The following is a 26,738-nucleotide window of genomic DNA, read 5'->3' on the forward strand; positions in this document are numbered from 1 at the left end:
CCCTTCACTGAAAAGTCTAGGAGATCGGTATGTCCAGTAACAACCCGCAAACCCTTGAATGGCAAGCCTTGAGCAGTGATCACCACCTGGCGCCGTTCAGCGACTTCAAGCAATTGAAAGAGAAAGGCCCGCGCATCATCACCAAAGCCCACGGCGTGTACCTGTGGGACAGCGAAGGCAACAAGATCCTCGACGGCATGGCCGGCCTGTGGTGCGTGGCGATCGGTTACGGTCGCGATGAACTGGCCGACGCCGCCGCCAAACAGATGAAAGAGCTGCCGTACTACAACCTGTTCTTCCAGACCGCTCACCCGCCGGTGCTGGAACTGGCCAAAGCCATTTCCGACATCGCGCCGGCCGGAATGAACCACGTGTTCTTCACCGGTTCCGGCTCCGAAGGCAACGACACCATGTTGCGCATGGTCCGCCACTACTGGGCGATCAAGGGCCAGCCGAACAAGAAAACCATCATCAGCCGCAAAAATGGCTACCACGGGTCCACTGTGGCCGGCGCCAGCCTGGGCGGCATGACCTATATGCACGAGCAGGGCGACTTGCCGATCCCGGGCATTGTCCATATCGCCCAGCCGTACTGGTTCGGCGAAGGCGGCGACATGAGCCCCGAAGAGTTCGGTGTGTGGGCCGCCAACCAGCTTGAAGAAAAGATCCTGGAAGTGGGCGTGGATAACGTCGGTGCGTTTATTGCCGAACCGATCCAGGGCGCCGGCGGTGTGATCGTGCCGCCCGAGACCTACTGGCCGCGCATCAAAGAGATTCTGGCCAAGTACGACATTCTGTTTATCGCCGACGAAGTGATCTGCGGCTTCGGACGTACCGGCGAGTGGTTCGGTAGCGATTTCTATGGCCTCAAGCCGCACATGATGACCATCGCCAAGGGCCTGACCTCGGGGTACATCCCCATGGGTGGCCTGATCGTGCGCGATGACGTGGTGGCCGTGCTCAACGAAGGCGGCGATTTCAACCATGGCTTCACCTACTCCGGTCACCCGGTGGCGGCGGCGGTGGCGTTGGAAAACATCCGCATCATGCGCGATGAACAGATTGTTAAACGTGTGCATGACGAAACGGCACCCTATTTGCAGAAACGTCTGAGGGAGCTGGCGGATCACCCTCTGGTGGGTGAAGTGCGTGGCGTCGGCATGCTCGGTGCGATTGAACTGGTGCAGGACAAGGCCACGCGCAAGCGTTACGAGGGCAGGGGTGCAGGCATGATCTGCCGCACGTTCTGCTTCGAAAATGGCCTGATCATGCGCGCCGTGGGCGACACCATGATCATTTCGCCGCCACTGGTGATCAGCAAGGCGGAAATCGACGAACTGGTCACCAAGGCTCGCCAGTGCCTGGACCTGACTTTGGCGGCATTGCAGGGCTAAATGCTAGGCTCAGTGCGCAGTGCACCGAGCGGTTATAAATGTAGGGGCTTTGGTTGAAAGCCGGCCCCTGAACTTGCCAGACTGTCGCCCTGTTGTGTTGCCCTTTGGCTGGGCTGCGGAACATACATAGCGTGTGGCCCAAAAAAGAAAAATTGGAGCATTACCAAATGAAGGCATTAGGTTTGAAGAACGCGGGCAAGACCCTCCTCGCCTTGTCCCTGATGGGCGCGATGGCGGGCGCGGCACAGGCGGACGATAAAGTGCTGCACGTCTACAACTGGTCCGATTACATCGCACCGGACACCATCGCCAACTTCGAAAAAGAGTCGGGCATCAAAGTGGTGTACGACGTGTTCGACAGCAACGAAACCCTGGAGGCCAAGTTGCTGGCCGGCAAGTCCGGGTATGACATCGTCGTACCGTCGAACAACTTCCTGGCCAAGCAGATCAAGGCCGGCGTTTATCAGGAGCTGGACAAGTCCAAGCTGTCCAACTACGACAACCTGAACAAGTCCCTGCTCAAGGCCGTGTCGGTCAGTGACCCGGACAACAAGCACGCCTTCCCTTACATGTGGGGCTCGATCGGCATCGGCTACAACCCGGAGAAGGTCAAGGCTGCGCTGGGCGTGGACAAGATCGACTCGTGGGACACGCTGCTCAAGCCTGAAAACATCGCCAAGCTCAAAAGCTGCGGCGTGAGCTTCCTCGATTCGCCAACCGAAATGCTGCCGGTCGCACTGCATTACCTGGGCCTGCCGACGGACACCCAGAAAAAAGACGACCTGAAGAAAGCCGAAGAGCTGTTCCTGAAGATCCGTCCTTCGATCGGCTACTTCCACTCCTCCAAGTACATCTCCGACCTGGCCAACGGCAACATCTGCGTGGCCGTCGGTTACTCGGGTGACATCCAGCAGGCCAAGTCCCGCGCGGCTGAAGCCGGTGGCAAGGTCAAGGTGGCGTACGACATTCCTAAGGAAGGCGCCGGCAGTTTCTATGACATGGTCGCCATCCCTAAAGACGCCGAAAACGTCGACGCGGCCTACAAGTTCATGAACTACCTGCTCAAGCCGGATGTCATGGCGGCTATCACCAACAGCGTGCGTTTCCCCAATGGTAACGAGAAGGCGACCGCACTGGTCGACAAGGACATTACCAGCGACCCGGGCATCTACCCATCGGCGGATGTGCAGGCCAAGCTCTATGCCATTGCCGACCTGCCGGCCGCGACCCAGCGTGAAATGACCCGCAGCTGGACCAAGATCAAGTCGGGCAAGTAAGCCTTAAAACCTGTGGGAGGGGGCTGGTCCCCTCCCGCACATTAATTAAATGACAGAAAGTTTTGCCGGATCGGTTTATCGAGGGTAAGTTGCGCGCCGGTTTTGTTGCCGGGCAACAACTTTGGGCCCAACTATTTAAGAGGACCTCCACTTGCCAATTTCTTTATTCAGCAAAGCCATGCTGGCGGCTGCAGGCATCACGCTGAGTGTCAGCGTGCAGGCTGCACCGACCGTGCATATTTATAACTGGTCGGATTACATCGGCACCGACACCCTGGTCAATTTCGAAAAAGCCAGCGGCATCAAGCCTGTGTATGACGTGTTCGATTCCAATGAAACCCTGGAAGGCAAGTTGCTGGCCGGTCATACCGGTTACGACGTGGTGGTGCCGTCCAACCACTTCCTCGGCAAGCAGATCAAGGCCGGGGCGTTCCAGAAGCTCGACAAGTCACTGTTGACCCATTACGCCAACCTCGACCCGGCACTGCTCAAGCGCCTGGAAAAGAACGACCCCGGCAACCAGTACGCCGTACCGTACCTGTGGGGCACCAATGGCATCGGTTACAACGTCGACAAAGTCAAAGAAGTGCTGGGCGTCGACCATATCGACTCCTGGGCCGTGCTGTTTGAACCGGAAAACATGAAAAAACTCGCCACCTGTGGCGTGTCGTTCATGGATTCGGCGGACGAAATGCTGCCGGCGGTGCTCAACTATATGGGGCTGAACCCTAACAGCACCAACCCCGAGGATTACAAGAAGGCCGAGGAAAAGCTGCTGAAAGTGCGGCCCTACGTGACCTATTTCCATTCGTCCAAATACATCTCGGACCTGGCCAACGGCAATATCTGCGTGGCTGCCGGGTTCTCCGGCGATGTGTTCCAGGCCAAGGCGCGTGCCAGCGATGCCGGCAAAGGCGTGAACATCGCTTACGTGATTCCCAAAGAGGGCGGCAACCTGTGGTTCGACGTACTGGCCATCCCCAAGGATGCCACCAACGTCAAGGAAGCCCACGCCTTCATCAACTATTTGCTGCAGCCTGAGGTCATCGCCCAGGTCAGCGACGTCGTCGGTTACGCCAACCCTAACCCAGGGGCGGACAAACTGATGGAGCAATCGATACGCACTGACGAAGCGGTTTACCCACCGCAGGCGGTTCTTGACCGCACGTTCGTCAACTTCGAGCTACCCCCGAAGGTGCAACGTTTAATGACCCGTAGCTGGACCAAGATCAAGACGGGCAAGTAAGGCTCAAACTATCCTGGGTTCGCCCGCCTCGGGCGAACCGCACTCTGTTTTTTTGGGAGTTTCGTAAATGGCAGTTGCCTCCGGCGCCTACAAGAAAGCCCTCGAGGGCGACCAGACACCGAAGAAGGTGCTGGTCAAAATCGACCGGGTCACGAAGAAGTTCGACGAGACGATTGCCGTGGACGATGTGTCCCTGGAAATCAAGAAAGGCGAGATCTTCGCCTTGCTCGGCGGTTCGGGTTCGGGCAAGTCCACCTTGCTGAGAATGCTCGCAGGTTTCGAGCGTCCGACCGAGGGCCGCATTTACCTCGACGGTGTGGACATCACCGACATGCCGCCCTACGAGCGGCCGATCAACATGATGTTCCAGTCCTACGCCTTGTTCCCGCACATGACCGTGGCGCAGAACATTGCGTTCGGCCTGCAGCAGGACAAGATCCCCAAGGCCGAGGTCGACGCCCGCGTGGCCGAGATGCTCAAGCTCGTGCAGATGAGCCAGTACGCCAAGCGTAAGCCGCACCAATTGTCCGGTGGTCAGCGCCAACGCGTGGCCCTGGCCCGCTCCCTGGCCAAACGCCCGAAACTGCTGCTGCTCGACGAGCCGATGGGCGCCCTCGATAAGAAACTGCGTTCGCAGATGCAGCTGGAACTGGTGGAAATCATCGAGCGCGTCGGCGTGACCTGTGTGATGGTGACCCACGACCAAGAAGAGGCCATGACCATGGCCGAGCGCATCGCGATCATGCACCTGGGCTGGATCGCGCAGATCGGCAGCCCGATCGACATCTACGAAACGCCTACCAGCCGCCTGGTGTGCGAGTTCATCGGCAGCGTCAACATCTTCGACACCCAGGTCGTGGATGATGCCGAGGGTCACGCCGTACTCAAGTGCGCCGACCTGGACCGCGATATCTACGTAGGCTACGGCATCGCCACGGCGGTGGAAGACAAGTCGGTGACGTATGCCATCCGCCCGGAAAAACTGCTGGTCACTACCCAGATGCCGACCTGCGAACACAACTGGTCCAGCGGCAAGGTGCACGACATCGCCTACCTGGGCGGCCACTCGGTGTTCTACGTCGAGCTGCCCAGCGGCAAGCTGGTGCAATCGTTCGTGGCCAACGCCGAGCGCCGTGGCCAGCGTCCGACCTGGGGTGACCAGGTCTACGTGTGGTGGGAAGACGACAGCGGCGTGGTACTGCGCTCATGAACATGAAGAAGTTCAAGCGGCGCTTGCACCGCATCGTCCCCAGCGGCAAGCAGGTGGTCATCGGGATTCCGTTCCTGTGGCTGTTCCTGTTCTTCGCCCTGCCTTTTTTTATCGTCCTGAAAATCAGCTTTGCCGAAGCCGATGTCGCGATCCCGCCGTACACCGAGATCTATACCTACGTTGAGCAGAAGCTGCAGGTGGTGCTCAACCTGGCCAACTACAGCCTGCTGGCAGGCGATGAGTTGTACATCTCGGCATACCTGGGCTCGCTGAAAATGGCGTTCTTCAGCACCCTGCTGTGCCTGCTGATCGGCTACCCGATGGCCTATGCCATTGCCACCGCGCGCAAAGAAATGCAGACCGTGCTGGTCCTGCTGATCATGATGCCGACCTGGACGGCGATCCTGATCCGCGTCTATGCCTGGATGGGCATCCTCAGCAATAACGGTCTGCTCAATGGCTTCCTGATGTCCATGGGGTTGATCAACGAGCCGCTGCAGATCCTCAACACCAACATTGCGGTGTATATCGGCGTGGTTTATTCCTACCTGCCGTTCATGATCCTGCCGCTGTATGCCAACCTGGTGAAGCACGACCAGAGCCTGCTGGAAGCCGCGTCGGACCTCGGGTCGAGCACCTTCAACAGTTTCTGGAAGATCACCGTGCCGCTGTCCAAGAACGGCATTATCGCCGGCTGCATGCTGGTGTTCATCCCGGTGGTGGGCGAGTTCGTGATCCCGGAACTGCTGGGCGGCCCGGAAACCCTGATGATCGGTAAAGTGCTGTGGCAGGAATTCTTCAATAACCGTGACTGGCCTGTGGCTTCTGCACTGGCGGTGGTGATGCTGGCGATCCTGATCGTGCCGATCATCCTGTTCAACCGCAGCCAAGCCAAAGAGATGGAGGGCAAGATATGAAGCGCTTCAGTTTCTCAAGCTTCATGCTGGTGGCGGGGTTGCTGTTCATCTACCTGCCGATGCTGATTCTGGTGATCTACTCGTTCAACGAATCCAAGCTGGTGACGGTGTGGGGCGGTTGGTCGATCAAGTGGTATGTGGGCCTGCTGGACAACACCCAGTTGATGGGCTCGGTGGCGCGCTCCCTGGAAATCGCCTGCTACACGGCGGTGGCCGCGGTGGCGCTGGGTACGTTGGCGGCGTTTGTGCTGACGCGTATCAGCCAGTTCAAAGGCCGCACGCTGTTCGGCGGCCTGGTGACCGCGCCGTTGGTGATGCCGGAAGTGATCACCGGTCTGTCGCTGTTGCTGCTGTTCGTGGCCATGGCCCAGATGATCGGCTGGCCTCAGGAGCGTGGCATCGTCACCATCTGGATCGCTCACACCACGTTCTGTGCTGCGTATGTGGCGGTGGTGGTGTCGGCGCGTTTGCGTGAGCTGGACCTGTCGATCGAAGAGGCGGCGATGGACCTGGGCGCGCGGCCGTGGAAAGTGTTCTTCCTGATCACCATCCCGATGATTGCGCCGTCATTGGCGGCGGGCGGCATGATGTCGTTTGCGTTGTCCCTGGACGACCTGGTTTTGGCCAGCTTCGTGTCGGGCCCGGGCTCGACCACCTTGCCGATGGAAGTGTTCTCGGCCGTGCGCCTGGGGGTTAAACCCGAGATCAACGCGGTGGCCAGCCTGATTCTGCTGGCGGTGTCGCTGGTGACCTTCCTGGTGTGGTTCTTCAGCCGCCGTGCCGAAGAGATGCGCAAGAAAGCCATTCAGCAAGCCATCGAAGAAGCCGCCGCCGATGGCTGGCAGCAACCGGACAAGCGCCGCGCTCCGGCGCCGGTCTAAATGTGTGAGGGGGCTTGCTCCCGATGGCGGTGGGTCAGTCAACAGATGCAGTGACTGGCACGCAGCCATCGGGGGCAAGCCCCCTCCCACAGTCTTGACCGCATTCCAGATTGGCTATGCAGTCCAAGGCGACTTGCGAATCACCTCGACAAAGTTCATCGGCTTGAACCCTGGCTCCTGATCCACCAGTACATCCGTCTTCACGTTGCCAAACGTGGTCTGCGGGCGATGGCGCAAGCCGTCGGCAAAGGCGCAGATGATGCACTCCTTGAATCCTTCACCGCGTGGATGCGCATGCACCACGGCTTCGCGCTGCACGCTGCTGAACGCGGCGTAGTCCATGCCCAGCACGTCCATTTCGACGCCGGCGGTCACCAACGCCACGGTCGGACGCAAATGTTGCGGTATGCCGGGCGTGGTGTGCAGGGCGATGGACAGCCATACCTGTTCGATATCGTCATCGCTCAGCCCATACGGCTTCAGGAAGGCGGCGGCAGCGTTGGCGCCGTCCACTTCGAAACGCTCGTTGTCGCTGCGATGACCTGCCACCAGGCCCAGGTCATGAAACATGGCGCCGACGTAGAGCAGCTCGGGGTTGTAGGCCAGTTGCTTGCGTTCACCGCTCAGTGCGCCGAACAGAAAGACCCGACGGGAGTGGTGATAGAGCAGGTCGGATTCGACGTCGCGGATATATTCGGTGGTGGCCTTGGCCAGCGCGCTGTTCGGGATTTTGATGCCGGCAATGGTAGTGGTCATGGTAGCTCTCCTGTGGAAAGCCCACAGTCTGGTCGCGCACCCGCGAAGCGACCATGGCGACGGGGATGCGATCCCGGCCAAAGTGCCGTCACTTCGTGCCAAGGGTATACGCCGTCAATGGGGGCGCTGGCTTGCCCGCGATAGCATCACCTCGGTATACCTGATGGGCCTGGTCGTCTGTATCGCAGGCAAGTCAGCCCCACAGGGTTTTGCGCCAGCCCCAGCTATAAGGTTTACCCATGCACAAGACCGTCGCGATCCTGATTTTCCCCGGCGTCCAGTCACTGGATGTGACCGGCCCCATGGATGTGTTCTGCGAAGCCAACCGCTTTCTGCCGCCCCAGGATCATTACCGGATAGAGGTCATCGGGCTGGACCACGGCACCATGGTCGCCTCCAACGGCTTGGCATTGCAGGCCCACCGGCATTACAGCGAGGCCCTGCAGGACTATGATCTGCTGCTGGTCGCTGGAGGCCCGCAACTGCCGTTCGAAGATTTCGGCTCGGCGTTCGATGACTGGCTACGGGGTGCAACCGCCAGGGCGCAACGCTTCGGTTCTGTCTGCAACGGCGCCTTTATGCTGGCGCGCGCTGGATTGCTGGAGGGCAAAACCGTCACTACCCACTGGAACGATGCTGCCGACCTGGCGCGTCTGTGCCCGTCGGCCCAGGTCGAGGTTGACCGCCTCTACGTACAGGACGGCAATCTCTATACCTCGGCGGGCGTCACGGCAGGCATCGACTTGTCGCTGTACCTGCTGGCCCAGGATCACGGCCCGGAAGTCGCGTTGAGCGTGGCCAAGCGCTTGGTGGTGTTCACCCAGCGCTCCGGCGGGCAGTCGCAATTCAGCCCGTTCCTTGCGCCCCACGCCGAACCCACGTCGGCGGTGGCGCAGGTGCAACTGTATGTATTGGCGAACCTGACCGGCGACCTGACCATCGCCGACCTGGCCAAGGCGGCCAATATGAGTGCGCGCAATTTCTCCCGGGTGTTTGCCCGTGAGGCCCGCATCACGCCGGCGGAATTCGTCGAAAGGGCACGGGTGGACGCGGCGCGAGTGATGCTCGAAAGCACCCGCGCGCCGCTCAAGACCGTGGCTTATCGATGCGGCTTTCGCGATGCCCAGCACATGCGCAGCGTGTTCAACCGCCGGTTGGGCGTGACGCCGCATCAGTTCCGGCTCAACTTTGCGGCGCCGGTATAGACGCGCCACTGCAGCGACACTGTGTGAGCGGGCCAGCCCCTGCCACGGTTTTTGCGCTGCAGGCCGTTATCGAGCGGGCAGCAGCTTCAGCGTGCCACGGGTGTTGGCCGTGACTTCCTCATCACTCAAATGCGCCTGCTCGTAACCGCCTTCGATATAGGTCTCGGCCTGGTCGCCATAGTGCTTGTCGAACGGTACGCCGCTTTGCCCCACGGGGTTGATGGTCAGCGCGTGGGCGACGTCGGCGAAGTCGATCAGGCGGCGCGTGGACGGGCCATACGTGACCGGCCAGGGCGCGGGTCCGATGGCGGCGGATTGGTTGTTCGGCACTTCGTGGGTGCCGGGAGCGGGGAATGGGCCGACGTTGAACAGCCTGTCCAACGGCTTCTGTTGGCCCAGCGGATGGCCATGGGTCAGCGTATGCGCCTTGCCCCACTGCCATTGGCTCGGATCGTCGCCGAACGTGGCCTGCAGGTGGGCGAGGCTGTTGTCCCATGCACGTTTGACGACGGCGGCGCGCTGGCCGTCCCACCAAGGTGAGTCCGCATCGGCGGCCAGGCGTGGCAGGGCCGCGTCGATGATGCGGGTGCCGAGCAGGGTCTTGAACATCGCATCGCCGAGCTTGGGGTGGAACGCGGCGTCGGCGAGGTTGAACAGGAACTGGTTGAACAGCGTGGCGCTGATGGAATCCAGCGGGTAGTCGCCTTTCCAGTTGGCCAGTTGACCCACCAACTTGAGTTGCGCCGGGTCCGTGACCACTTCACGCAATACCGGCAGCAGCGGTGCCAGCAGGCGCGGGCCGAAGGCGGTGGTGGTGCCCAGTTGCAAGGCCTGGCTGTTGGTCACGTCCCACTTCACGCGGGCGTCGCTCAGCTGGGCGTTCAGCTGCTGGCCACGGTCGGCCAGGTTGTAATAACCGGGGATCTCCATGCCGGTGGGCGACGCCGGCTGGGCGTTGGCCGAGACCACATAGCCGCGCGCCGGGTTTTCTTCCTGAGGGTTGGCATTGAACGGGTAGAAACCCAGTTTGTCGGCCTGGGCGGTGCTGCCGTCGAGGATAAACCCAGGGTTCACGCCTGCCGGGCGAATCGGTAACTGCGCCGCCGCCCACCAGCCGATATCGCCCTTGGCATTGGCCCATACGATATTCAAGCCGGGTGCCGAGACCTTGGCGGCGGCGGCGCGCGCCTTCGCCAACGTGTCGGCGCGGTTGAGCTGGTAGAAGCCTTCAAGGATCGGGTTCTGCGTGTCGAGAAACGCCCACCACATCGCAATCGGTGTTTTGCCGCCCGCCTCGCCGAGCACGTCATTGACGATCGGGCCATGGGGCGACTGGCGCAGGGTGAAGGTGACCGGCGCCTGGCCCTTTACCGCGATCTGCTGCTCGCTGCGGGTCATGTCGACCCACTGGCCCTGGTACCAGACCTGATTGGGATTATCCGGGTTGACCTTCTCGGCGATCAGGTCGAGGTCGTCGTTCTGGAACATGGTCAGGCTCCAACCGAAATTCAGGTTGTGCCCGAGGAACGCCATCGGCACCAGTGCGTTGTGATAGCCATACAGCTCAAAACCCGGCGCGGATAATTGCGCCTCATACCACACCGACGGCACCGAAAAACGAATATGCGGGTCACCCGCCAGCAACGGTTTGCCGCTGCGCGTGCGGCTGCCGCTGATGGCCCAGGCGTTGCTGCCTTCGAGCTGCGGCAGGCCGTTGTCCGCCAAAGCCTGGTCGCTCAGGGCTGCGAGGGCGCCGAGGGCCTGCCAGTCGCTGGCGGCCAGGTTAAGGGCACCCTTGGGTTGCCAGTCGAGGTCGAAGACTTTCAGGTAGTCGCTGCCCAACTGGTCGCGGATGTAAGTCAGCAACGGCTCGGTACGAAACGCGGCGGCAAAACTGTAGGCCATGTACCCGGCGACGCTGATGGTGTCCTCGGCGGTAAAGGGCCGCTTGGGAATGCCCAGCACGTCGAACTCCATCGGGCTGGGGTGGCTGTCCTGATACTGGTTGATTCCATCCAGATAGGCTTGCAGCGCCTTCCAGTGCGCCGATTCATGATCCAGCTGCGTCACATACGTCGCGGCGCGGTCGCGGATGCGCAGGCTGCGGAACAGTTTGTCGGTGTCGACCACCTTGGGGCCCAGCACTTCGGCGAGTTCGCCACGGGCCAGGCGACGCATGATCTCCATCTGGAACAGCCGGTCCTGGGCGTGCACATAGCCCAGGGCGCGATACAGATCGGTTTCGTTCTCGGCTCGGGTATGCGGCACGCCGCGGTCGTCATAGCGCACCGTGACCGAACTTTGCAGGTTGGCCAGCTCTACCGTGCCCTGGCGCGTGGGCTGTTTGCTGTAGACATACCAACCGACGGCAAGGGCGAGCAGCACCGCCAGAGCCGCCAGCGTCTGCAGGACGCGCTTCATGAACATTCCTTACCCAAAGTGGGAGTGATGGCCTACGGACCGGTAGACCACGAACAATAGCAGCCCACCGCCAGGGTGTGCGTGGCATTCACCTCGCGCCCGGCTGCCAGGGCCTGCAGGATCGGCTCGATAAAACTGTTGCCGGCATTGCACGTCAGGCCTTCGCTGTACGGTCCGAAATACGCGAGTTTGCCGCTTCGATCCCAAATGCCCACGGCCGGGCTGGCCGGCACCTGGTCGGCACCGGGCAGGGCGGTGAGGATCTTCATCCGGCTCAGGTTGTCCGGCAATTGGCCGTGGCTGCCGGCTTTTTGCAAGGCATAGAACTCGACGCCCAAGGGCGCATAGGCCTCGATCAGCTCCCCCAGGTGCTGCTGGTTGATCACGTTGCACGGGCAGGCCGGGTCCCAGAAATGCACCAGACGGATCGGGCCGGGGCCGCTGAGTTCGGCGGGCAGTTGCAGCGCATCGCCGGAAAATACGGCGGTGTGCTCGCTGAACGCGCGCAGGTAGCGGCCCTGGAACCAGTCATACGCCGCCCACAGCAAGCCGGTGCAAATGAGCAGGATCAGGGCGGCGAACAAGGTAGTACGGTGGGGCTGTCGCATTCGGATCTATCCTCGCAGGTCGCGTAGCTTGCCATGCTTGCCCTGACAGATGAATATCGCTGCTCGATAGTGTGAGTCTGGAACCCTTTATGCCCGTCACCTTTGACCCCGATCATCTGCGCGACAGCTTGCGCCCCTTGTCGGATGCGCAACCGCTCAGCGCCGAGGCGCGGGTGTACCAGCGCTTCTACGGGCTGGACCTGGCCGCGCGCAAAGTGCCGGCGGTAAGTCGCCTGGGGCGCTTCGAGGTGGACGGATTCGACGTTGTGGCGCAAGTGTGGTGGCCGCCGGTGCCGGTGGCGACGATGTTCATGTTCCACGGCTTCTACGACCACATGGGGCTGTACCGCAACGTGGTGGGCTGGGCGCTGGACCAGGGTTTTGTGGTGATCGCCTGCGATCTGCCGGGGCATGGATTGTCCAGCGGCGCGCGTGCCAGCATCGGTGATTTCGCGGTGTATCAGAATGTGGTCCAGGCACTGTTCACCGAGGCCGAATCGCTGCAATTACCCACGCCATGGCACCTGTTCGGGCAAAGCACCGGCGGCGCTATCGTCGTTGACCATCTGCTGCATCACGGCGCCGACAGCCCGGCGCAGGGCAAGGTCTTGCTGTTGTCACCGCTGGTGCGTCCACGGGCGTGGGGCTGGTCCCAGGTCAGCTATTACCTGTTGCGGCCGTTCGTCAAAGGCATTGCGCGGCGGTTCAGCGACAACTCCAACGACCCGGCCTTCAAGCCGTTCCTGGAAGCCGATCCACTGCAGCCACGGCAACTGCCAACCGCCTGGGTGGGCGCCCTGGCGCGCTGGATCAAGCGCATCGAAGCCGCCCCGCGCAGCACGCGGCGGCCGGTGATTGTGCAGGGTGAGGAAGACATGACGGTGGACTGGCAACACAACCTGCAAGTGCTGCGCGGCAAGTTCGACCGGCCCGAGGTGCTGATGCTGCCGCGTGGCCGGCATCATCTGGCGAATGAGATTCCTGAGATTCGCGAAGAGTACTTCCGGTATTTGACGGACCATCTGAAATAACACGGTGCCAATGCGGGAGGGGGGCAAGCCCCTCCACGTTTTCTACTGCGCCAGGCTTGAGGTGCTCTGGCCGACTGCCAGACCTGCGCGAATCGCCGCCAGCGCCGCCTGGTAATACGCCTTACCTTCCGGTGACTCCGCAAACGTTGCGAACTCTTCCAGCTCCGGGTCGGATAAATCCCGATAGACGTACAGCAGAGTGTTGTTCAGGTCTTTGTCTATTTGTTGCATCAGCCGCTCACGCTGGCCATTCAGCATGCCTTGGGCCTGACCGCCGCCCAGCAGGCCAGGGATCATCTGGCTGAGGCTGTCGGCCGCCACACCGGCAATCGCCAGGCTGACCTCCGCGCCGGCTTCGCGGGCGGGCAGGGCTTGGGCCAGGTGGCCGATGATCAGGCTGCGGGTGGCGTCGGCCTGGATTTTCGGCAGGCCCTGGGCGTTTTTAGCCAACTGATCGCGGCGGGTGGCCAGCAACTCGGCAGCGACGATCTTGCGCCCCAAGGGTGACTGAAAGAACGCCAGCGCCGGCGCCGGGTCCGCCAGGTGCTTGCGCAACTGCGCTTCGGCGCGCTGATCCATGGCCTGGGCGGCGAAGCGCTGGTTGCTGTTATCCACCAGCGCCTGATACACCGCCGGCGGCAGGCTGTTGCGGTAGCGCTGCTGGGCGGCGGCGAGGGCATCATTGAAATGCGCACGTTGTTCGGCCCAGCCGGCGACCTTGTACAACTGGTCATGGCCGTCTGCCCAGGCGGGCAAAACGCAGAACATCAGCAAGGAAAAAAACAAACGACGCATATGGACTCCTGTCAGTCGGCCACTATTGTCCGTGTCGGGCGTAGGATTTGTCGAGAAATCCTGTCGGTCACTTGAACTAATCTATGTTCAGACGCTCGGCGGCTCTGTCGGATTCACAGGCGTATGGATACTATGCGCGCCATGCAAATACCCTTCGATCATCCCCTGCTGCAACGCATTGTCGACGACCTGGCCGAAAAAGGCTGGTCGCAGCAGAATGGCTTCCTGCCCCAGGCTCTGACCCTGGAACTGGCGGCTGAGTGCCGTAAACGTGCGGCCGAGGGCGAATTAGCACCCGCGGCGGTAGGACGCGGGCCGGCACAGGAGATCCGCGAAGGCATTCGCGGCGACCATATCCAATGGTTGGAAGAGGGCGATGCGCCAGTCTGCGACGCCTACATGGCGGTGATGGACAGCCTGCGCCTGGCGATGAACCGGGGGCTCTTCCTCGGCCTGGAAGATTTCGAAAGTCATTTCGCGATGTACCCGCCGGGGGCGTTTTACCTCAAGCATCTGGACCGTTTTCGCGATGATGACCGGCGCATGGTCTCGGCGGTGATCTACCTGAATGACGCCTGGCTGCCCGAACATGGCGGCCAGTTGCGCATGTACCTCAAGAATGGCGTCGAATACGATGTGGTGCCCACCGGCGGCAGCCTGGTGGTATTCCTGTCGGGCGAAGTGCCCCACGAAGTCATGCCTGCCTCGCGCGAACGGCTGTCCCTCACCGGCTGGTTTCGCCGGCGGGGCAACGAGCCGTTTTAACCATGCACAAGATACTGATCAGCCGCTGCCTGCTGGGCCACAAAGTGCGCTACGACGGCAGCGCCAGCGGGCCGTTCGACCAACTGGCCGCGTGGCAGGCTGAGGGACGGGTGGTTGCGATTTGCCCGGAAGTGGCGGGCGGTTTGCCGACGCCCAGGCCTTCTGCCGAAATCCCCGGTGGTCAGGGCGTCGACGTGTGGGAGGGCCGTGCCAAAGTGCTGACGGCCGAGGGCGAAGACTTCAGCGCCGCCTTCATGGACGGCGCGCGCCAGGCCCTGGCCCTGGTGCAGCAGCACGATATCCGCATTGCTGTGCTCAAGGCCAATAGCCCGTCGTGCGGCAATCTGCTGACCTATGACGGTACCTTCGCCGGGGTAAAGGTCAGTGGCGAGGGCGTAACGGCGGCGCTGCTCAAGCGTCATGGCGTGCAGGTATTCAGTGAGCTGGAGCTGCCGGAGGCGGCACAGGCGTTGACGCGCCTGTAGGGGCGTCGGCCTCGAACCATTTTTGCGACAGCGTCTTCAATCGGCCATCGTCCTTCATCCGCTTCAACGCCCCGTCCACACTCGTCTTGAACGCCGGGTTGCCCTTCTGGAACGGTATCGCCAGTTCAGGCTTCTCGTGATAGGCCTCACTGAAATCGAACTGATCCTCAAGCTCGGCAGTCTTAGCGATATGGTTGATGGCCACGTCGTATTTGCCGGTTGCTACACCGGGTAGCATGTCGGCGTCATCGGTGGTGATGAACGAGGCGCGCACATCCATTTCCTTCGCCAGCAGTTCACCCAGCTCCACTTCAAAACCGGTGGGCTTGTCGCCTTCCTTGAAGTTGTAGGGCGGGTTATTGGCTTCAAGGGCGATGCGCAGCTCACCACGATCATTGACGTCGTCGATCAGTTCGGCATGAGCCAAAGGGCTCAGAAGGGGAAGCAGCAGTAACAGGCCAGGCGAAAAGCGCATGGTCACTCCTAGAAAATTCGAATGTGCGAGGCGCCGTTCAGCATCGCTTTGCTATGGTGTTGAGTGCCTTGGACAGCAATTTGTCGCGAAGTTGTCACAACCCTGCAGATTTCATAAAGAAGTGGAGAAGCGAATGAAAGCCCTTTTGTCCCGTGCAACGATTGCCAGCCTGTTGCTGGGTGCCTCGATGTTGGCCAGCGCCGCCGACCTGCCGCGCACGCCGGCGCCTGAAGGTGCCGAAGTGTTTATCGTCTCGCCGAAGGATGGCGCGACCGTCGACAAAACCTTCACCGTCAAATTCGGCGTGAAAAACCTGGACCTGGAGCCGATCGACAAGCAAGTGCCTAACGCCGGCCACCATCACCTGCTGGTTGACCAGGATGTGACGGCGCTTAAGGCCGCCGACGCGATCCCTGCCACCGCGACCTCGATCCACTTCGGCAAGGCGCAAACCGAAACCGAGCTGACCCTGACCCCAGGCAAGCACACCTTGCAACTGGTGGCAGGCGACAACGTGCATCGCCAGTTCGAGCCAACGGTCTCCTCGAAAGTCATCACCGTTAACGTCAAGTAAGCGTTCTGCGGACAAAAAAATGGGAGACCCCTGCGGGTCTCCCATTTTTTGTGCAGCGGTTAAAGCCTTAGAACAACACGCGGCTACGAATCGTGCCGTTGATGTGCTGCAGCTTCTCTTGCGCCAGGTCCGAGTACTCGGCGTCGACGTCGATTACCACGTAGCCGACCTTCTCGTTGGTCTGCAGGAACTGACCGGAAATGTTGATGCCGTTTTCCGCGAAGACCTTGTTGATCTCGCTCATCACACCCGGAATGTTCTGGTGGATGTGCAGCAGGCGGTGCTTGCCAGGGTGAGCCGGCAGGGCCACTTCCGGGAAGTTGACGGACGAGACCGACGTACCGTTGTCGCTGTACTTGACCAGCTTCTCGGCCACTTCCAGACCGATGTTGGCCTGGGCTTCAGCGGTGGAACCGCCGATGTGCGGAGTCAGGATCACATTGTCCAGGCCACGCAGCGGGCTTTCGAAAATGTCATCATTGGAGCGCGGCTCAACCGGGAATACGTCGATGGCGGCGCCGATCAGGTGCTTGTCCTTGATCGCATCGGCCAGGGCGTCCAGTTCGACCACGGTACCGCGCGCGGCGTTGATCAGGATGCCGCCTTTCTTGATGGCGCGGATTTCCTTCTCACCGATCATCCACTGGGTCTCAGCGGTTTCCGGTACGTGCAGGGTCACGATGTCGGACATGCCCAGCAGTTCGGTCAGGCTCGACACCTGCGTGGCGTTGCCCAATGGCAGCTTGGTCAGGGTGTCGTAGAAGAACACCTGCATGCCCAGGCCTTCGGCCAATACCGAAAGCTGCGTGCCGATCGAGCCGTAACCGACGATACCCAGCTTCTTGCCGCGGATTTCGAAGGAGTTGGCCGCGCTCTTGATCCAGCCGCCACGGTGGCAGGAAGCGTTCTTCTCAGGGATACCGCGCAGCAGCAGGATGGCCTCGGCCAGCACCAGCTCCGCCACGGAGCGGGTGTTGGAATACGGTGCGTTGAACACCGCGATACCGCGCTCGCGCGCTGCGTTGAGGTCGACCTGGTTGGTGCCGATGCAGAAGCAGCCGACCGCCACGAGCTTCTTGGCGTGATCGAAGATTTCTTCGGTCAGCTGAGTGCGTGAGCGAATGCCGATAAAGTGCGCGTCGGCGATCTTTTCCTTGAGCTGGGCTTCCGGCAGAGAACTGGTGATGTACTCAATGCTGGTGTACCCGGCGGCTTTCAGAACGTCGACAGCCGATGGGTGGACGCCTTCCAGAAGAAGGAACTTGATCTTGCTCTTATCGAGAGAAGTCTTGCTCATCTGCGTAAACCTGTATCCCGGAGAAAAATGGCAGGGAGTCGGATCACTTAAGCTGACCCGGACGGCAGGAAAGCCGTCACCGCAGAAACGCCCTTGGGCTCTGTCCTGCGGGGGCGGTATGCTAGCATACGCGCCCCGCTAAACACCTATTCCTGCGACGTGAAGCGTTCTCAGGATGACCATGAATTGTTCGAGAGTTCTGTCGATGACCCATCCTGCCCTGATTGATGAGCTGAAGACCCTGGTTGAGCCCGGCAAAGTGCTGACCGACGCCGACTCCCTGGAGGCTTACGGCAAGGATTGGACCAAGCATTTCGCTCCGGCACCCATGGCTATCGCGTTTCCCAAGACCATCGAGCAGGTGCAGGCCATTGTCCGTTGGGCCAACGAGCGCCAGGTGGCGCTGGTGCCGTCGGGCGGGCGTACCGGCCTGTCGGCGGCAGCGGTTGCGGCCAATGGCGAGGTGGTGGTGTCGTTTGACTATATGAACCAGATTCTCGACGTGAACCTCACCGACCGCACTGCCGTGTGCCAGCCGGGCGTGGTCACCAAGCAACTGCAGAATGTCGCCGAAGAAAACGGCCTGTATTACCCGGTGGACTTCGCATCGTCCGGTTCCAGCCAGATTGGCGGCAATATCGGCACCAATGCCGGCGGGATCAAGGTGATTCGCTACGGCATGACCCGTAACTGGGTAGCGGGCATGAAAGTCGTCACCGGCAAGGGCGACGTGCTGGAACTGAACCGCGACCTGATCAAGAACGCCACCGGCTACGACATGCGCCAGTTGTTCATCGGTGCCGAAGGCACGCTGGGGTTTGTGGTCGAAGCGACCATGCGCCTGGACCGCGCGCCGAAGAACCTCACCGCCATGGTGTTGGGCACCACCGACTTCGATTCGATCATGCCGGTGCTGCACGCGTTTCAGGGCAAGCTCGACCTGACTGCCTTTGAGTTCTTCTCCGACAAAGCCCTGGCCAAAGTCCTCGGCCGTGGTGACGTACCGGCGCCGTTCGACACCGAGTGCCCGTTCTACGCACTGCTGGAATTCGAAGCCACCACCGAAGAAGTCGCCAACCATGCCCTGGAGACCTTCGAGCACTGTGTCGAGCAGGGTTGGGTGCTGGACGGGGTGATGAGCCAGAGCGAAACCCAGTTGCACAACCTGTGGAAGCTGCGCGAGTACATCTCCGAGACCATTTCCCACTGGACGCCGTACAAGAACGATATTTCGGTGACGGTTTCCAAAGTGCCGGCGTTCCTGAGCGAAATCGACGCCATTGTCGGCGAACATTACCCGGATTTCGAAATCGTCTGGTTTGGCCACATCGGTGACGGCAACCTGCACCTGAACATCCTCAAGCCGGAAAACCTGAGCAAGGACGAGTTCTTCGCCAAATGCGCCACTGTGAACAAGTGGGTGTTCGAAACCGTTCAGAAGTACAACGGCTCGATCTCCGCCGAGCACGGCGTGGGCATGACCAAGCGCGATTACCTGACCTACAGCCGCTCGCCGGTTGAAATCGAATACATGAAGGCCGTCAAGGCCGTGTTCGACCCGAACGGGATCATGAACCCGGGCAAAATCTTCGCTGTTTAACCGCCCCTCAAGGAGTCGTTTCATGAGCTACCAGCACAAGTATGTCGACGGCACCCACATCCACTTCCCGGTGGGCAAGGTGGTGTGCATCGGGCGTAACTACGCCGAACATGCCAAGGAACTGGACAACCCGGTACCGACCGAGCCGTTGTTGTTCATCAAACCGGGCAGTTGCGTGGTGCCGCTGGAAGGCGGTTTCGCCATTCCTGCCGAGCGCGGTTCGGTGCACTACGAGGCGGAAATCGCGGTGCTGATCGGTAAGCCGCTGTCGGCCAAGCCAAGCCGTGAGGAAGTGCTGGACGCCATCTCCGGTTTCGCGCCGGCGCTGGACCTGACCCTGCGCGACAAGCAGGCCGAACTCAAGGCCAAGGGCCTGCCGTGGGAAGTCGCCAAGTCATTCGACGGCGCGGCGGTGATTGCGCCGTTCGTGGTCGACAGTACCTTCCCTGACCTGACCGACATTGGCATTCGCTTGACCATCAACGACGAAGTGCGTCAGGACGGCAGCAGCGCGCAGATGCTCAACCCGATCGTGCCGATGATCCAGTACATGGCCGGCTGCTTCTCGCTGCAGGCAGGAGACGTGATCCTCACCGGTACTCCGGCCGGCGTCGGGCCGTTGAATGCAGGTGATGAGCTGGTGTTGGAATTGCCGAACGTGAGTCGCTTCGAAAGCGTCGTTCGCTGAACGAAAGGGTGGGAGGGGTTTGCCCCTCCCACATAGCGGCTTTTGCATTTTTTTCACACGCAATCCGGATAATCCTCAACCTCCAGCACGCGAGCCCATTGATCCTGTGCTAACCCCTAAAGCTCATCTGCAGGAAAAGCGCTCAATGGCCGTGCCTCTGCCCTCTGCACCATCCAAGTCCCGTTCCCGTTTCGCCCTGCGCTGGTATTCCTGGCTGTTCCTGGCCGGGGCGGTGGTGTATGGCGTGGCGTGGCTGATGCATTGGGACGATCGCGGCGTACTGTGGGTGCTGGAACGGTTCGAAAGCCCTGCCGAGCGCAAGGAAAGCGTATGGCTGCCCGACTACCAGGCGATTATCGACGCCAAGGTGCTGCCGGGCCTGGAGAAGGACGAAGCCTCGGACATTACCTACAATCCGCAGACCAAAACCCTGTTTTCCGTGATGGGTAAAAACCCGTTTCTTGTCGAGCTGAGCCTGCAAGGCGACGTGCTGCGCAAGATGCCGCTCAACGGCTGGGACAACCCCGAAGGCGTTGCGATGATGGAGAACGGCCTGATGGCGATTGTCGACGAGCGCCAGCATACGCTCAGCATCGTCAAGGTCGAGGCCGCCACGCAACAGTTGACCAAAGCCGACTTCAAGAGCTATGACCTGGGCCCTTCCAAGGACCAGAACAAAGCGTTTGAGGCCGTGACCTGGGACAAGCATAACCAGCAGATAGTGTTGGGCGAGGAGCGCCCGCCGGCGTTGTTCACCTGGAAAAGCGACGGCGCCCAGCTCTTGACCGGCGCTAAACAAAAGCTGGCGAGTAAAGAGTTGGACATGCGCAACCTCTCGGCCCTGGCCGTCGACCCGCGTACGGGCCATCTGCTGGTGCTGTCGGCCGATTCTCATTTGTTGCTGGAGTTGGATGAAAAGGGCGAGCAAGTCAGCTTCATGACCTTGCTCGGTGGCTTCAACGGCCTCAAGGACACCATTCCACGGGCTGAAGGGGTCACCCTCGACGAGGACGGCAACCTCTACGTGGTCAGTGAGCCGAACCTGTTCTATCGTTTTGAAAAGCAGAAGTAGCTGGCGAATTACGTCGGATATTTCTCTTTCAGCGGCATTCGCCAGACACTGTGGCGCGTTTAAGTTTAAATTCAGACCGGCGTGATATTCATTCGCCACTTTTGACTTTGAGCTTGCCCGATGCGTCGATTAGCCCGCCCTAAACCTCTTCTTCTCCTGCTTACGCTGGTCATCGTGATCGGCGCCGTCGCTGTTGCCCAGAACTTCCGTTTGTTCGAGCGCGCCTGGTTCAACTGGCAGGCGTGGCGCCAGCCCACTCAGGCGCAATCCATCGGCCTGGCCGATTACCGCGTGGTCCTGGAGGCTCAGGTGATCGAGGGGCTCAACGACGACGTATCGGCGCTGACCTATGACCCGGTGCGCAAAAGCCTGTTTACCGTGACCAATAAAAACGCCGAGCTGATCGAGCTGTCCCTGGAGGGCAGGATTGTGCGGCGCATTCCTCTGATCGGGTTTGGCGATGCCGAAGCGGTGGAATTTATCAGTGAAAATATTTACGTCATCAGCGACGAGCGCCAGCAACGGCTGATCAAGGTGCACGTGGACGACGACACCCAATTCCTCGATGCCGCCGATGCCGAGCAAATGACTCTGGGCGTGCATGTCGGCGGCAACAAAGGCTTCGAAGGCCTGGCTTATGATTCGGTGGGCAAGCGCCTGTTCGTCGCCAAGGAGCGCGACCCGATGCTGATCTACGAGGTGCACGGCTTTCCCCATTTCAAACCGGAAAAAACCTACTCGGTGCACGTGATCAACAACCCCAAGCGCGATGCCGGGTTGTTTGTGCGCGACCTGTCGAGCCTGCAGTACGACGAGCGCAGCGGGCATTTACTGGCGCTGTCGGATGAGTCGTTCCTGGTGTTGGAACTGGACATCGACGGTCGCCCGCTGAGCAGCCTGTCTCTGCTCAGCGGGCGCCATGGCCTGAGCAAACGTGTGCCACAGGCCGAAGGTATCGCCATGGATGACGACGGGGCGTTGTACCTGGTCAGTGAGCCGAACCTGTTCTACGTGTTCAAAAAGCCCTGATCAGAACAGCCATTGCACACCCAGCGAATAGCCGGTCTGGCTGCCTTCGTCGTGGCCCAGCCGGCTGTTGACCTCGGCATACACCCCCAACTGCGGAGTGATCGCCAGCTGGCTGCCCAGTTGCGCGCGACCAAAATGCTTATCCACCGCGCCCAGCCGTGCCGTGCGCGCCTGGTCATCGGCCCGGGCGGTCAGTTGCAGGTTGTCCAGGCGGCCGTCGGCCAATTCCGAGACCCAGGCTATGTCGCCGTAGGGCATCAGGCTCAGGCCGCGGGGCAGGCCAACCATGCCACGTACGCGCCAGCCCAGGCTGGCTTCCAGGGAGTCGAAGGACTGCTCTTCATACTCCAGTGCAGTACGCAGATTCTGTTTTTCGTGGAATTGATCGATGCGCGAGTGGCTGTAATCCAGGCCGGCGAACGGACCGCTCTTGATCGCGCCGAGGTCAAAGTCGTACCCACCCAGCACCCTTGCGCCGAGCGTTAACGCATCGGTGCTGCCGGTCAGCTGTTGATTGAGCAGGATCGGCCCGCCATTGGCCTGAATCAGCAGGTTGCGCCGGCTGTCGAAGCGGGCGTGGCCTATGCTCAGATCGCCGGCCAGCCAGGTCGGCCCGCCATCGTTGAGCAGCGCGTAGGCGGCGGCCTGCCAGGTATCGCTGTCGAGCTTGCCGCGATGTTCCAGTTTGTCGCGACCGTTGAGGTAGCTGAGGCTGGCGCCGATGTTCAGGCTGGGGGTGAGTTGGTAATCGCCCAGTGCGTGCAGGCCCACGCGCCGCGCTTCGGGGTTGGGCGCCGTGTCGAAACCGCTGTCGGGGTTGTATTCGCCGTCCACACCGATCTCGCCGTCAAAGCTGCCGATCTCGCGGCTGGCCGACTGCAAGGTCAGCCAGCGGCGGTCATGCAGGCGCACCATCGCCTGGTGCTGGCGCTGCAGGTTGTCCTGCATATTGCGCGCGACGGCGCCGCCGGAGGCGGTCGAAGCCAGCAGATCGGCTTTGGTCAGCTCAAGCACCAGGCGGCTGAGCAGGCGTGAATAGTCGCGCAGGCGCTGGTCGATGCGCGCCTGGCCGAAGGCATCCGTGAGCACGGCTTTGTTGTCTTCGGCAGGGTCGTGCCAGGTCGAACCGCCAGGGATTGCGGGGTTGTCGGTCTGGGTGTAGCCGTCCAGGTCGCCCAGTTCCCAGTTGGTGGCTTCTATATAGAGAATCGGCACATTCAGCGCCTCGAACGCTTCGCCGTCGCTGCAGCAGCCGGTGCCTTTGGGGTATTGCGGGTCCAGGCCGGGGTTGGTGAACAGGGGAATGTTCAATTCCCTGGCGATCTGGAATGTGTGCTCGCGCAACGCCGTCAGGGCGGGGTTGGCGGTGCTGTTCTGGCCGGCGTGGGCGTACATCATGTCGCCGGTGATCAGGCTGTCGAGGTTGATCATCGCCAGCATATTCGCGCGCTGGCTGGCGCTCAGCGAATCGACGAAAGCCCGAGAGCCGCGCAAGCCTTCTTCTTCCGCGCCGAAACCGACAACCTGCAGGCCGTTTTCCAGCTGCAGACCGCCCAGGTTCTTCGCCACTTCGGTCAGTACGCTGGCGCCGGAACCGTTGTCGTCCAAGCCTTGCAGGGTCGGGCGGCCGAAGTAAGTGTCGAAATGCGCGCCAATCACCACGTACTGCGGCCGGGTGCCGGCGGCGTAGGCCACTACGTTCTGCGAGGCGCGACTGCCGCCGCTCCAGGTGAAATCCTGGCGACCGATGCTGTAGGCCGCGCCCATCTGGCTTTGCATCCAATCGGCCGCGCCGGCGAAATTGGCCGTGCCACGATAACGGCCGGGGTAATCGTTGATCAGTTTTTCCAGGGTGGTATTGGCGTGCTCGCCGTATTCATAGGCTGAGGTTTGCAGGGACAGCAGGGCGCAGGTCGCGCCGATCGCGAAGGCGAGGGGCTTTATCACAGGGTCTTCCTTGAAGTGACGGAGTTGTTGAGCCCAGACCCTTTGCACAATGTGCGCCTCATTCCCTGGGCGATTGTGAATTGGCGCATTGTTAAACGGCGGGGTCGCGTGGCTGTAAGTTGTAACGGATTTGATACCAGCGACGGTATTGAATGTCGTGACTTGGCGCACGATTTTGGAGAGGGGTGCTGCGAAAGGTAGCGTTTTTGTTACATGGACACGGGCTGTGGGAGGAGGCTGGCTCCGCCCCACAGTCAACCGATGCTTAAGCCTTGAGGGTCTTCACACCTTCGGGCGTGCCCAGCAGCAACACATCCGCCGGCCGCGCGGCGAACAGGCCGTTGGTGACTACGCCGACGATGGCGTTGATCCGGGTTTCCAGCTCGACCGGGTTGGTGATCTGCATGTTGAACACATCGAGGATGATGTTGCCGTTGTCGGTCAACACGCCTTCGCGGTACACCGGGTCGCCGCCCAGCTTCACCAGTTCGCGGGCTACGTGGCTGCGGGCCATGGGGATAACTTCCACCGGCAGCGGGAATGTGCCGAGCACCGGCACCAGTTTGCTGGCATCGGCGATGCAGATGAAGGTCTTGGCCACGGCCGCGACGATCTTCTCGCGGGTCAGGGCTGCGCCGCCGCCTTTGATCAGGTGCAGGTGCTCGTCGCTTTCATCGGCGCCATCGATGTAGAACTCCAGGTCGCTCACGGTATTGAGCTCATACACCGGAATGCCGTGGCCCTTGAGGCGCGCGGCGGTGGCTTCGGAGCTGGCCACGGCGCCGTCGAACGCGCCCTTGTGCTGGGCCAGCGCATCGATAAAGCAGTTGGCGGTGGAGCCGGTGCCGACGCCGACGATGCTCTTGTCGTCGAGTTTGGGAAGGATTAAATCGACGGCGGCCTGGGCCACTGCCTGTTTGAGTTGATCCTGGGTCATGCGGGCTCCGGAACGGGCGGGGAGTGATCGAGGGCGGCGAGTATACCCCAACAAAACCTCGGGATTCGTGTGGTCGTACGGCTAAAAGCCGGGTTAGACTCCTTGGCCCTGCCCAACCCGCCCAGTGATGCTTTCCGATGCTTGAACAGTACGTCAAAAAGATCCTCACCTCGCGCGTCTACGACGTGGCCGTAGAAACCCCGTTGCAGACCGCCCGCCAGCTCTCCGAGCGCTTGGGCAACAAGGTCTGGCTCAAGCGGGAAGACTTGCAGCCGGTGTTCTCGTTCAAGATTCGCGGCGCCTACAACAAGCTGACCCAACTGAGCGCCGAAGAACGTGCGCGCGGTGTGGTCACCGCCTCGGCGGGTAACCACGCCCAGGGCCTGGCCCTGGCGGCGAAAGTGCTGGGGGTCAAGGCCACTATCGTGATGCCCAAGACCACCCCGGAGATCAAGGTTGAAGGCGTACGCTCGCGCGGCGGTAAAGTGGTATTGCACGGCGATTCGTTTCCGGAAGCCCTGGCCTATTCGCTCAAGCTGGTCGACGAAAAAGGCTACGTCTACATTCACCCCTACGACGATCCGCACACCATTGCCGGGCAGGGCACCGTGGCGATGGAGATCCTGCGCCAGCACCCTGGCCCGCTGGATGCGATTTTCGTCCCGGTGGGCGGCGGCGGCCTGATCGCCGGTATCGCGGCATACGTGAAATACCTGCGCCCGGAAATCAAGATCATCGGCGTCGAGCCGGATGACTCCAACTGCCTGCAAGCCGCGATGGCAGCGGGCGAGCGCGTGGTGCTGCCGACCGTGGGCCTGTTTGCCGATGGCGTGGCGGTGGCGCAGATCGGTCAGCACACGTTCGAAATCTGCAAGGACTATGTGGATGAAGTGATCACCGTGAGCACTGACGAAATCTGCGCGGCGATCAAGGACATCTACGATGACACCCGCTCCATCACCGAGCCGGCCGGCGCGCTGGGCGTGGCGGGCATCAAGAAATACGTGGAAACCCGTGGCGTCAGTGGCCAGACCCTGGTGGCCATTGATTCCGGCGCCAACGTCAACTTCGACCGCCTGCGTCACGTGGCCGAGCGCGCCGAGTTGGGTGAAGGCCGCGAAGCCATTATCGCCGTGACCATTCCCGAACAGCCGGGCAGCTTCAAGGCGTTCTGCGAGGCCGTGGGCAAGCGCCAGATCACCGAATTCAACTACCGCTACCACACCGGCAGCGAGGCGCACATCTTTGTCGGCGTGCAGACCCACCCGGACAGCGACCCGCGCAGCGCATTGATCGCCAGCCTCACCCAGCAGGGTTTTCCGGTGCTGGACCTGACCGAGAACGAACTGGCCAAGTTGCACATCCGCCATATGGTCGGCGGGCATGCGGCCAAGGTCAGCGACGAAATGGTCCTGCGTTTCGAGTTTCCGGAACGGCCGGGGGCGTTGTTCAACTTTCTCAATAAACTGGGCGGTCGCTGGAACATCTCGATGTTCCACTATCGCAACCATGGCGCGGCCGATGGTCGTGTGGTCGCCGGCCTGCAAGTACCGGCGGACGAACGTCACCTGGTTCCGGCGGCCCTGGCGCAAATCGGCTACCCGTACTGGGATGAAAGCGATAACCCGGCCTACACACTGTTCCTCGGTTGAGCGACTACGCTGATTGGGCGACCTTTAAGGAAGACGATCCATGGATACCCTGATCACCCTCAAGACTGTCCACATCGCCGCCACTGTGGTGCTGCTGCTGTGTGGCCTGGGCCTGGCGCTGCTGGCCTGGCGCAACCGCAGCGCCGGCCCGGCCGTCGTCGTCCGGCGCCCCTGGGCGTTCGTGTGGTTGCTGATGGGAGTCTGCCTGCTCAGCATGCCGTTTACCGGCTGGTGGCTGGTGCACTTGGTGGGCTGGCCACTGGGGCAGACGTGGATACTGGGTTCCAGCCTGCTCTACACCGTGGCGGCGCTGGCCTGGTTCTGGCTGGTGGCGCGCCTCAACCGGCTGCGCAAAGGCGAGGGCGGCAGCCTGAATTTCACCCTGGTGCTGGCGGTGGTCAGCCTGGTGGGGTTTGTGGCGATTGCTGGGTTGATGGGGGCCAAGCCGGTTTAACGCTTGGGCCGTGTCGCCTGCA

Annotated in this window: 25 protein-coding genes; 17 read left to right on the forward strand and 8 right to left on the reverse strand. The window is 61.3% G+C overall.

The window, feature by feature from the left end; genetic code table 11:
* The first annotated feature begins 29 nt into the window (after positions 1-29).
* From OSC50_RS00005 to OSC50_RS00030, 6 genes are all read left to right on the forward strand, one after another.
* The gene (locus OSC50_RS00005; protein ID WP_266247341.1) at positions 30-1,394 is read left to right on the forward strand and encodes an aspartate aminotransferase family protein; all 1,365 of its coding nucleotides are present in this window, start codon (positions 30-32) and stop codon (positions 1,392-1,394) included.
* A 182-nt stretch (positions 1,395-1,576) separates the two neighbouring features.
* Positions 1,577-2,671: a polyamine ABC transporter substrate-binding protein gene (locus OSC50_RS00010; RefSeq protein ID WP_181076585.1), complete on the forward strand. Its 1,095-nt coding sequence runs from the start codon at positions 1,577-1,579 to the stop codon at positions 2,669-2,671.
* Positions 2,672-2,822: 151 nt separating this feature from the next.
* On the forward strand, positions 2,823-3,917 hold the full coding sequence (locus OSC50_RS00015) for a polyamine ABC transporter substrate-binding protein (RefSeq protein WP_181076430.1): 1,095 nt from the start codon (positions 2,823-2,825) through the stop codon (positions 3,915-3,917).
* 67 nt (positions 3,918-3,984) lie between these two features.
* Positions 3,985-5,127 (forward strand): ABC transporter ATP-binding protein, encoded by a 1,143-nt coding sequence (locus OSC50_RS00020; protein ID WP_266247337.1) that lies wholly within the window; start codon positions 3,985-3,987, stop codon positions 5,125-5,127.
* Positions 5,124-6,044: an ABC transporter permease subunit gene (locus OSC50_RS00025; RefSeq protein ID WP_253509735.1), complete on the forward strand. Its 921-nt coding sequence runs from the start codon at positions 5,124-5,126 to the stop codon at positions 6,042-6,044. Before OSC50_RS00020 ends, OSC50_RS00025 begins: the two co-directional genes overlap by 4 nt.
* Positions 6,041-6,925 (forward strand): ABC transporter permease subunit, encoded by an 885-nt coding sequence (locus OSC50_RS00030; RefSeq protein WP_046034911.1) that lies wholly within the window; start codon positions 6,041-6,043, stop codon positions 6,923-6,925. Before OSC50_RS00025 ends, OSC50_RS00030 begins: the two co-directional genes overlap by 4 nt.
* A 114-nt stretch (positions 6,926-7,039) precedes the next feature.
* Here OSC50_RS00030 and OSC50_RS00035 read toward each other — a convergent pair whose 3' ends face one another.
* Entirely contained in the window at positions 7,040-7,681 is a 642-nt protein-coding gene (locus OSC50_RS00035; RefSeq protein ID WP_181076433.1) for an HD domain-containing protein, read from the reverse strand.
* Positions 7,682-7,920: 239 nt separating this feature from the next.
* Between OSC50_RS00035 and OSC50_RS00040 the strand changes: the two genes are divergently transcribed.
* Positions 7,921-8,886, forward strand: coding sequence for a GlxA family transcriptional regulator (locus tag OSC50_RS00040; protein WP_266247331.1), 966 nt, complete (start codon positions 7,921-7,923; stop codon positions 8,884-8,886).
* Between the two features lie 66 nt (positions 8,887-8,952).
* Here the strand turns inward: OSC50_RS00040 and OSC50_RS00045 are convergent, their stop codons facing one another.
* On the reverse strand, positions 8,953-11,307 hold the full coding sequence (locus tag OSC50_RS00045) for a penicillin acylase family protein (protein WP_266247330.1): 2,355 nt from the start codon (positions 11,305-11,307) through the stop codon (positions 8,953-8,955).
* A gap of 32 nt (positions 11,308-11,339) precedes the next feature.
* A complete protein-coding gene (locus OSC50_RS00050; RefSeq protein ID WP_253509732.1) occupies positions 11,340-11,915 on the reverse strand; it encodes a DUF6436 domain-containing protein in 576 nt (191 codons plus the stop codon).
* Positions 11,916-12,004: 89 nt separating this feature from the next.
* On the opposite strand from OSC50_RS00050, the gene bipL reads away from it, so the two are divergent.
* Positions 12,005-12,946 carry a phospholipase BipL gene (bipL, locus tag OSC50_RS00055; RefSeq protein WP_253509731.1) on the forward strand — a complete coding sequence of 314 codons (942 nt, stop codon included), beginning with the start codon at positions 12,005-12,007 and terminating at the stop codon, positions 12,944-12,946.
* 42 nt (positions 12,947-12,988) lie between these two features.
* On the opposite strand, the gene OSC50_RS00060 is transcribed toward bipL, so the two are convergent.
* Entirely contained in the window at positions 12,989-13,741 is a 753-nt protein-coding gene (locus OSC50_RS00060) for a DUF2059 domain-containing protein (RefSeq protein ID WP_181076441.1), read from the reverse strand.
* A 132-nt stretch (positions 13,742-13,873) separates the two neighbouring features.
* Between OSC50_RS00060 and OSC50_RS00065 the strand changes: the two genes are divergently transcribed.
* Both OSC50_RS00065 and OSC50_RS00070 read left to right on the forward strand, forming a co-directional pair.
* The gene (locus OSC50_RS00065; RefSeq protein ID WP_181076586.1) at positions 13,874-14,506 is read left to right on the forward strand and encodes a 2OG-Fe(II) oxygenase; all 633 of its coding nucleotides are present in this window, start codon (positions 13,874-13,876) and stop codon (positions 14,504-14,506) included.
* A gap of 2 nt (positions 14,507-14,508) precedes the next feature.
* A complete protein-coding gene (locus OSC50_RS00070) occupies positions 14,509-14,991 on the forward strand; it encodes a 2-thiouracil desulfurase family protein (protein WP_266247329.1) in 483 nt (160 codons plus the stop codon).
* On the opposite strand, the gene OSC50_RS00075 is transcribed toward OSC50_RS00070, so the two are convergent.
* Complete coding sequence (locus tag OSC50_RS00075) at positions 14,942-15,466, reverse strand: transporter substrate-binding domain-containing protein (RefSeq protein ID WP_266247327.1); 525 nt, start codon at positions 15,464-15,466, stop codon at positions 14,942-14,944. The two genes, OSC50_RS00070 and OSC50_RS00075, sit on opposite strands and share 50 nt — an antisense overlap.
* Before the next feature lie 133 nt (positions 15,467-15,599).
* Here OSC50_RS00075 and OSC50_RS00080 point away from each other — a divergent pair, with 133 nt between their 5' ends.
* Positions 15,600-16,040, forward strand: coding sequence for a DUF4399 domain-containing protein (locus OSC50_RS00080; protein WP_266247325.1), 441 nt, complete (start codon positions 15,600-15,602; stop codon positions 16,038-16,040).
* A gap of 67 nt (positions 16,041-16,107) precedes the next feature.
* Here the strand turns inward: OSC50_RS00080 and serA are convergent, their stop codons facing one another.
* Positions 16,108-17,337, reverse strand: a complete 1,230-nt coding sequence (gene serA / locus OSC50_RS00085; RefSeq protein WP_034101340.1) for a phosphoglycerate dehydrogenase — start codon at positions 17,335-17,337, stop codon at positions 16,108-16,110.
* 205 nt (positions 17,338-17,542) lie between these two features.
* On the opposite strand from serA, the gene OSC50_RS00090 reads away from it, so the two are divergent.
* The 4 genes from OSC50_RS00090 to OSC50_RS00105 all read left to right on the forward strand — a co-directional run bounded on the left by OSC50_RS00090 (position 17,543) and on the right by OSC50_RS00105 (position 21,726).
* Positions 17,543-18,937, forward strand: coding sequence for an FAD-binding oxidoreductase (locus OSC50_RS00090; protein ID WP_253509730.1), 1,395 nt, complete (start codon positions 17,543-17,545; stop codon positions 18,935-18,937).
* A 22-nt stretch (positions 18,938-18,959) separates the two neighbouring features.
* Positions 18,960-19,625 (forward strand): fumarylacetoacetate hydrolase family protein, encoded by a 666-nt coding sequence (locus OSC50_RS00095; RefSeq protein ID WP_181076449.1) that lies wholly within the window; start codon positions 18,960-18,962, stop codon positions 19,623-19,625.
* 145 nt (positions 19,626-19,770) lie between these two features.
* Entirely contained in the window at positions 19,771-20,697 is a 927-nt protein-coding gene (locus OSC50_RS00100) for an SdiA-regulated domain-containing protein (protein ID WP_253509728.1), read from the forward strand.
* A gap of 120 nt (positions 20,698-20,817) precedes the next feature.
* Complete coding sequence (locus OSC50_RS00105) at positions 20,818-21,726, forward strand: SdiA-regulated domain-containing protein (protein WP_181076452.1); 909 nt, start codon at positions 20,818-20,820, stop codon at positions 21,724-21,726.
* Here OSC50_RS00105 and OSC50_RS00110 read toward each other — a convergent pair whose 3' ends face one another.
* Positions 21,727-23,673 carry an autotransporter domain-containing protein gene (locus OSC50_RS00110; RefSeq protein ID WP_266247321.1) on the reverse strand — a complete coding sequence of 649 codons (1,947 nt, stop codon included), beginning with the start codon at positions 23,671-23,673 and terminating at the stop codon, positions 21,727-21,729.
* A 265-nt stretch (positions 23,674-23,938) separates the two neighbouring features.
* Positions 23,939-24,610 (reverse strand): ribose-5-phosphate isomerase RpiA, encoded by a 672-nt coding sequence (gene rpiA, locus OSC50_RS00115; protein WP_181076455.1) that lies wholly within the window; start codon positions 24,608-24,610, stop codon positions 23,939-23,941.
* A gap of 137 nt (positions 24,611-24,747) precedes the next feature.
* Between rpiA and ilvA the strand changes: the two genes are divergently transcribed.
* Positions 24,748-26,262 carry a threonine ammonia-lyase, biosynthetic gene (gene ilvA, locus OSC50_RS00120; protein WP_181076457.1) on the forward strand — a complete coding sequence of 505 codons (1,515 nt, stop codon included), beginning with the start codon at positions 24,748-24,750 and terminating at the stop codon, positions 26,260-26,262.
* 40 nt (positions 26,263-26,302) lie between these two features.
* The gene (locus OSC50_RS00125; RefSeq protein WP_181076459.1) at positions 26,303-26,716 is read left to right on the forward strand and encodes a DUF2269 family protein; all 414 of its coding nucleotides are present in this window, start codon (positions 26,303-26,305) and stop codon (positions 26,714-26,716) included.
* The last annotated feature ends 22 nt before the right edge of the window (positions 26,717-26,738 follow it).

The sequence above is a fragment of the Pseudomonas quebecensis genome (assembly GCF_026410085.1).
Taxonomy (GTDB): domain Bacteria; phylum Pseudomonadota; class Gammaproteobacteria; order Pseudomonadales; family Pseudomonadaceae; genus Aquipseudomonas; species Aquipseudomonas quebecensis.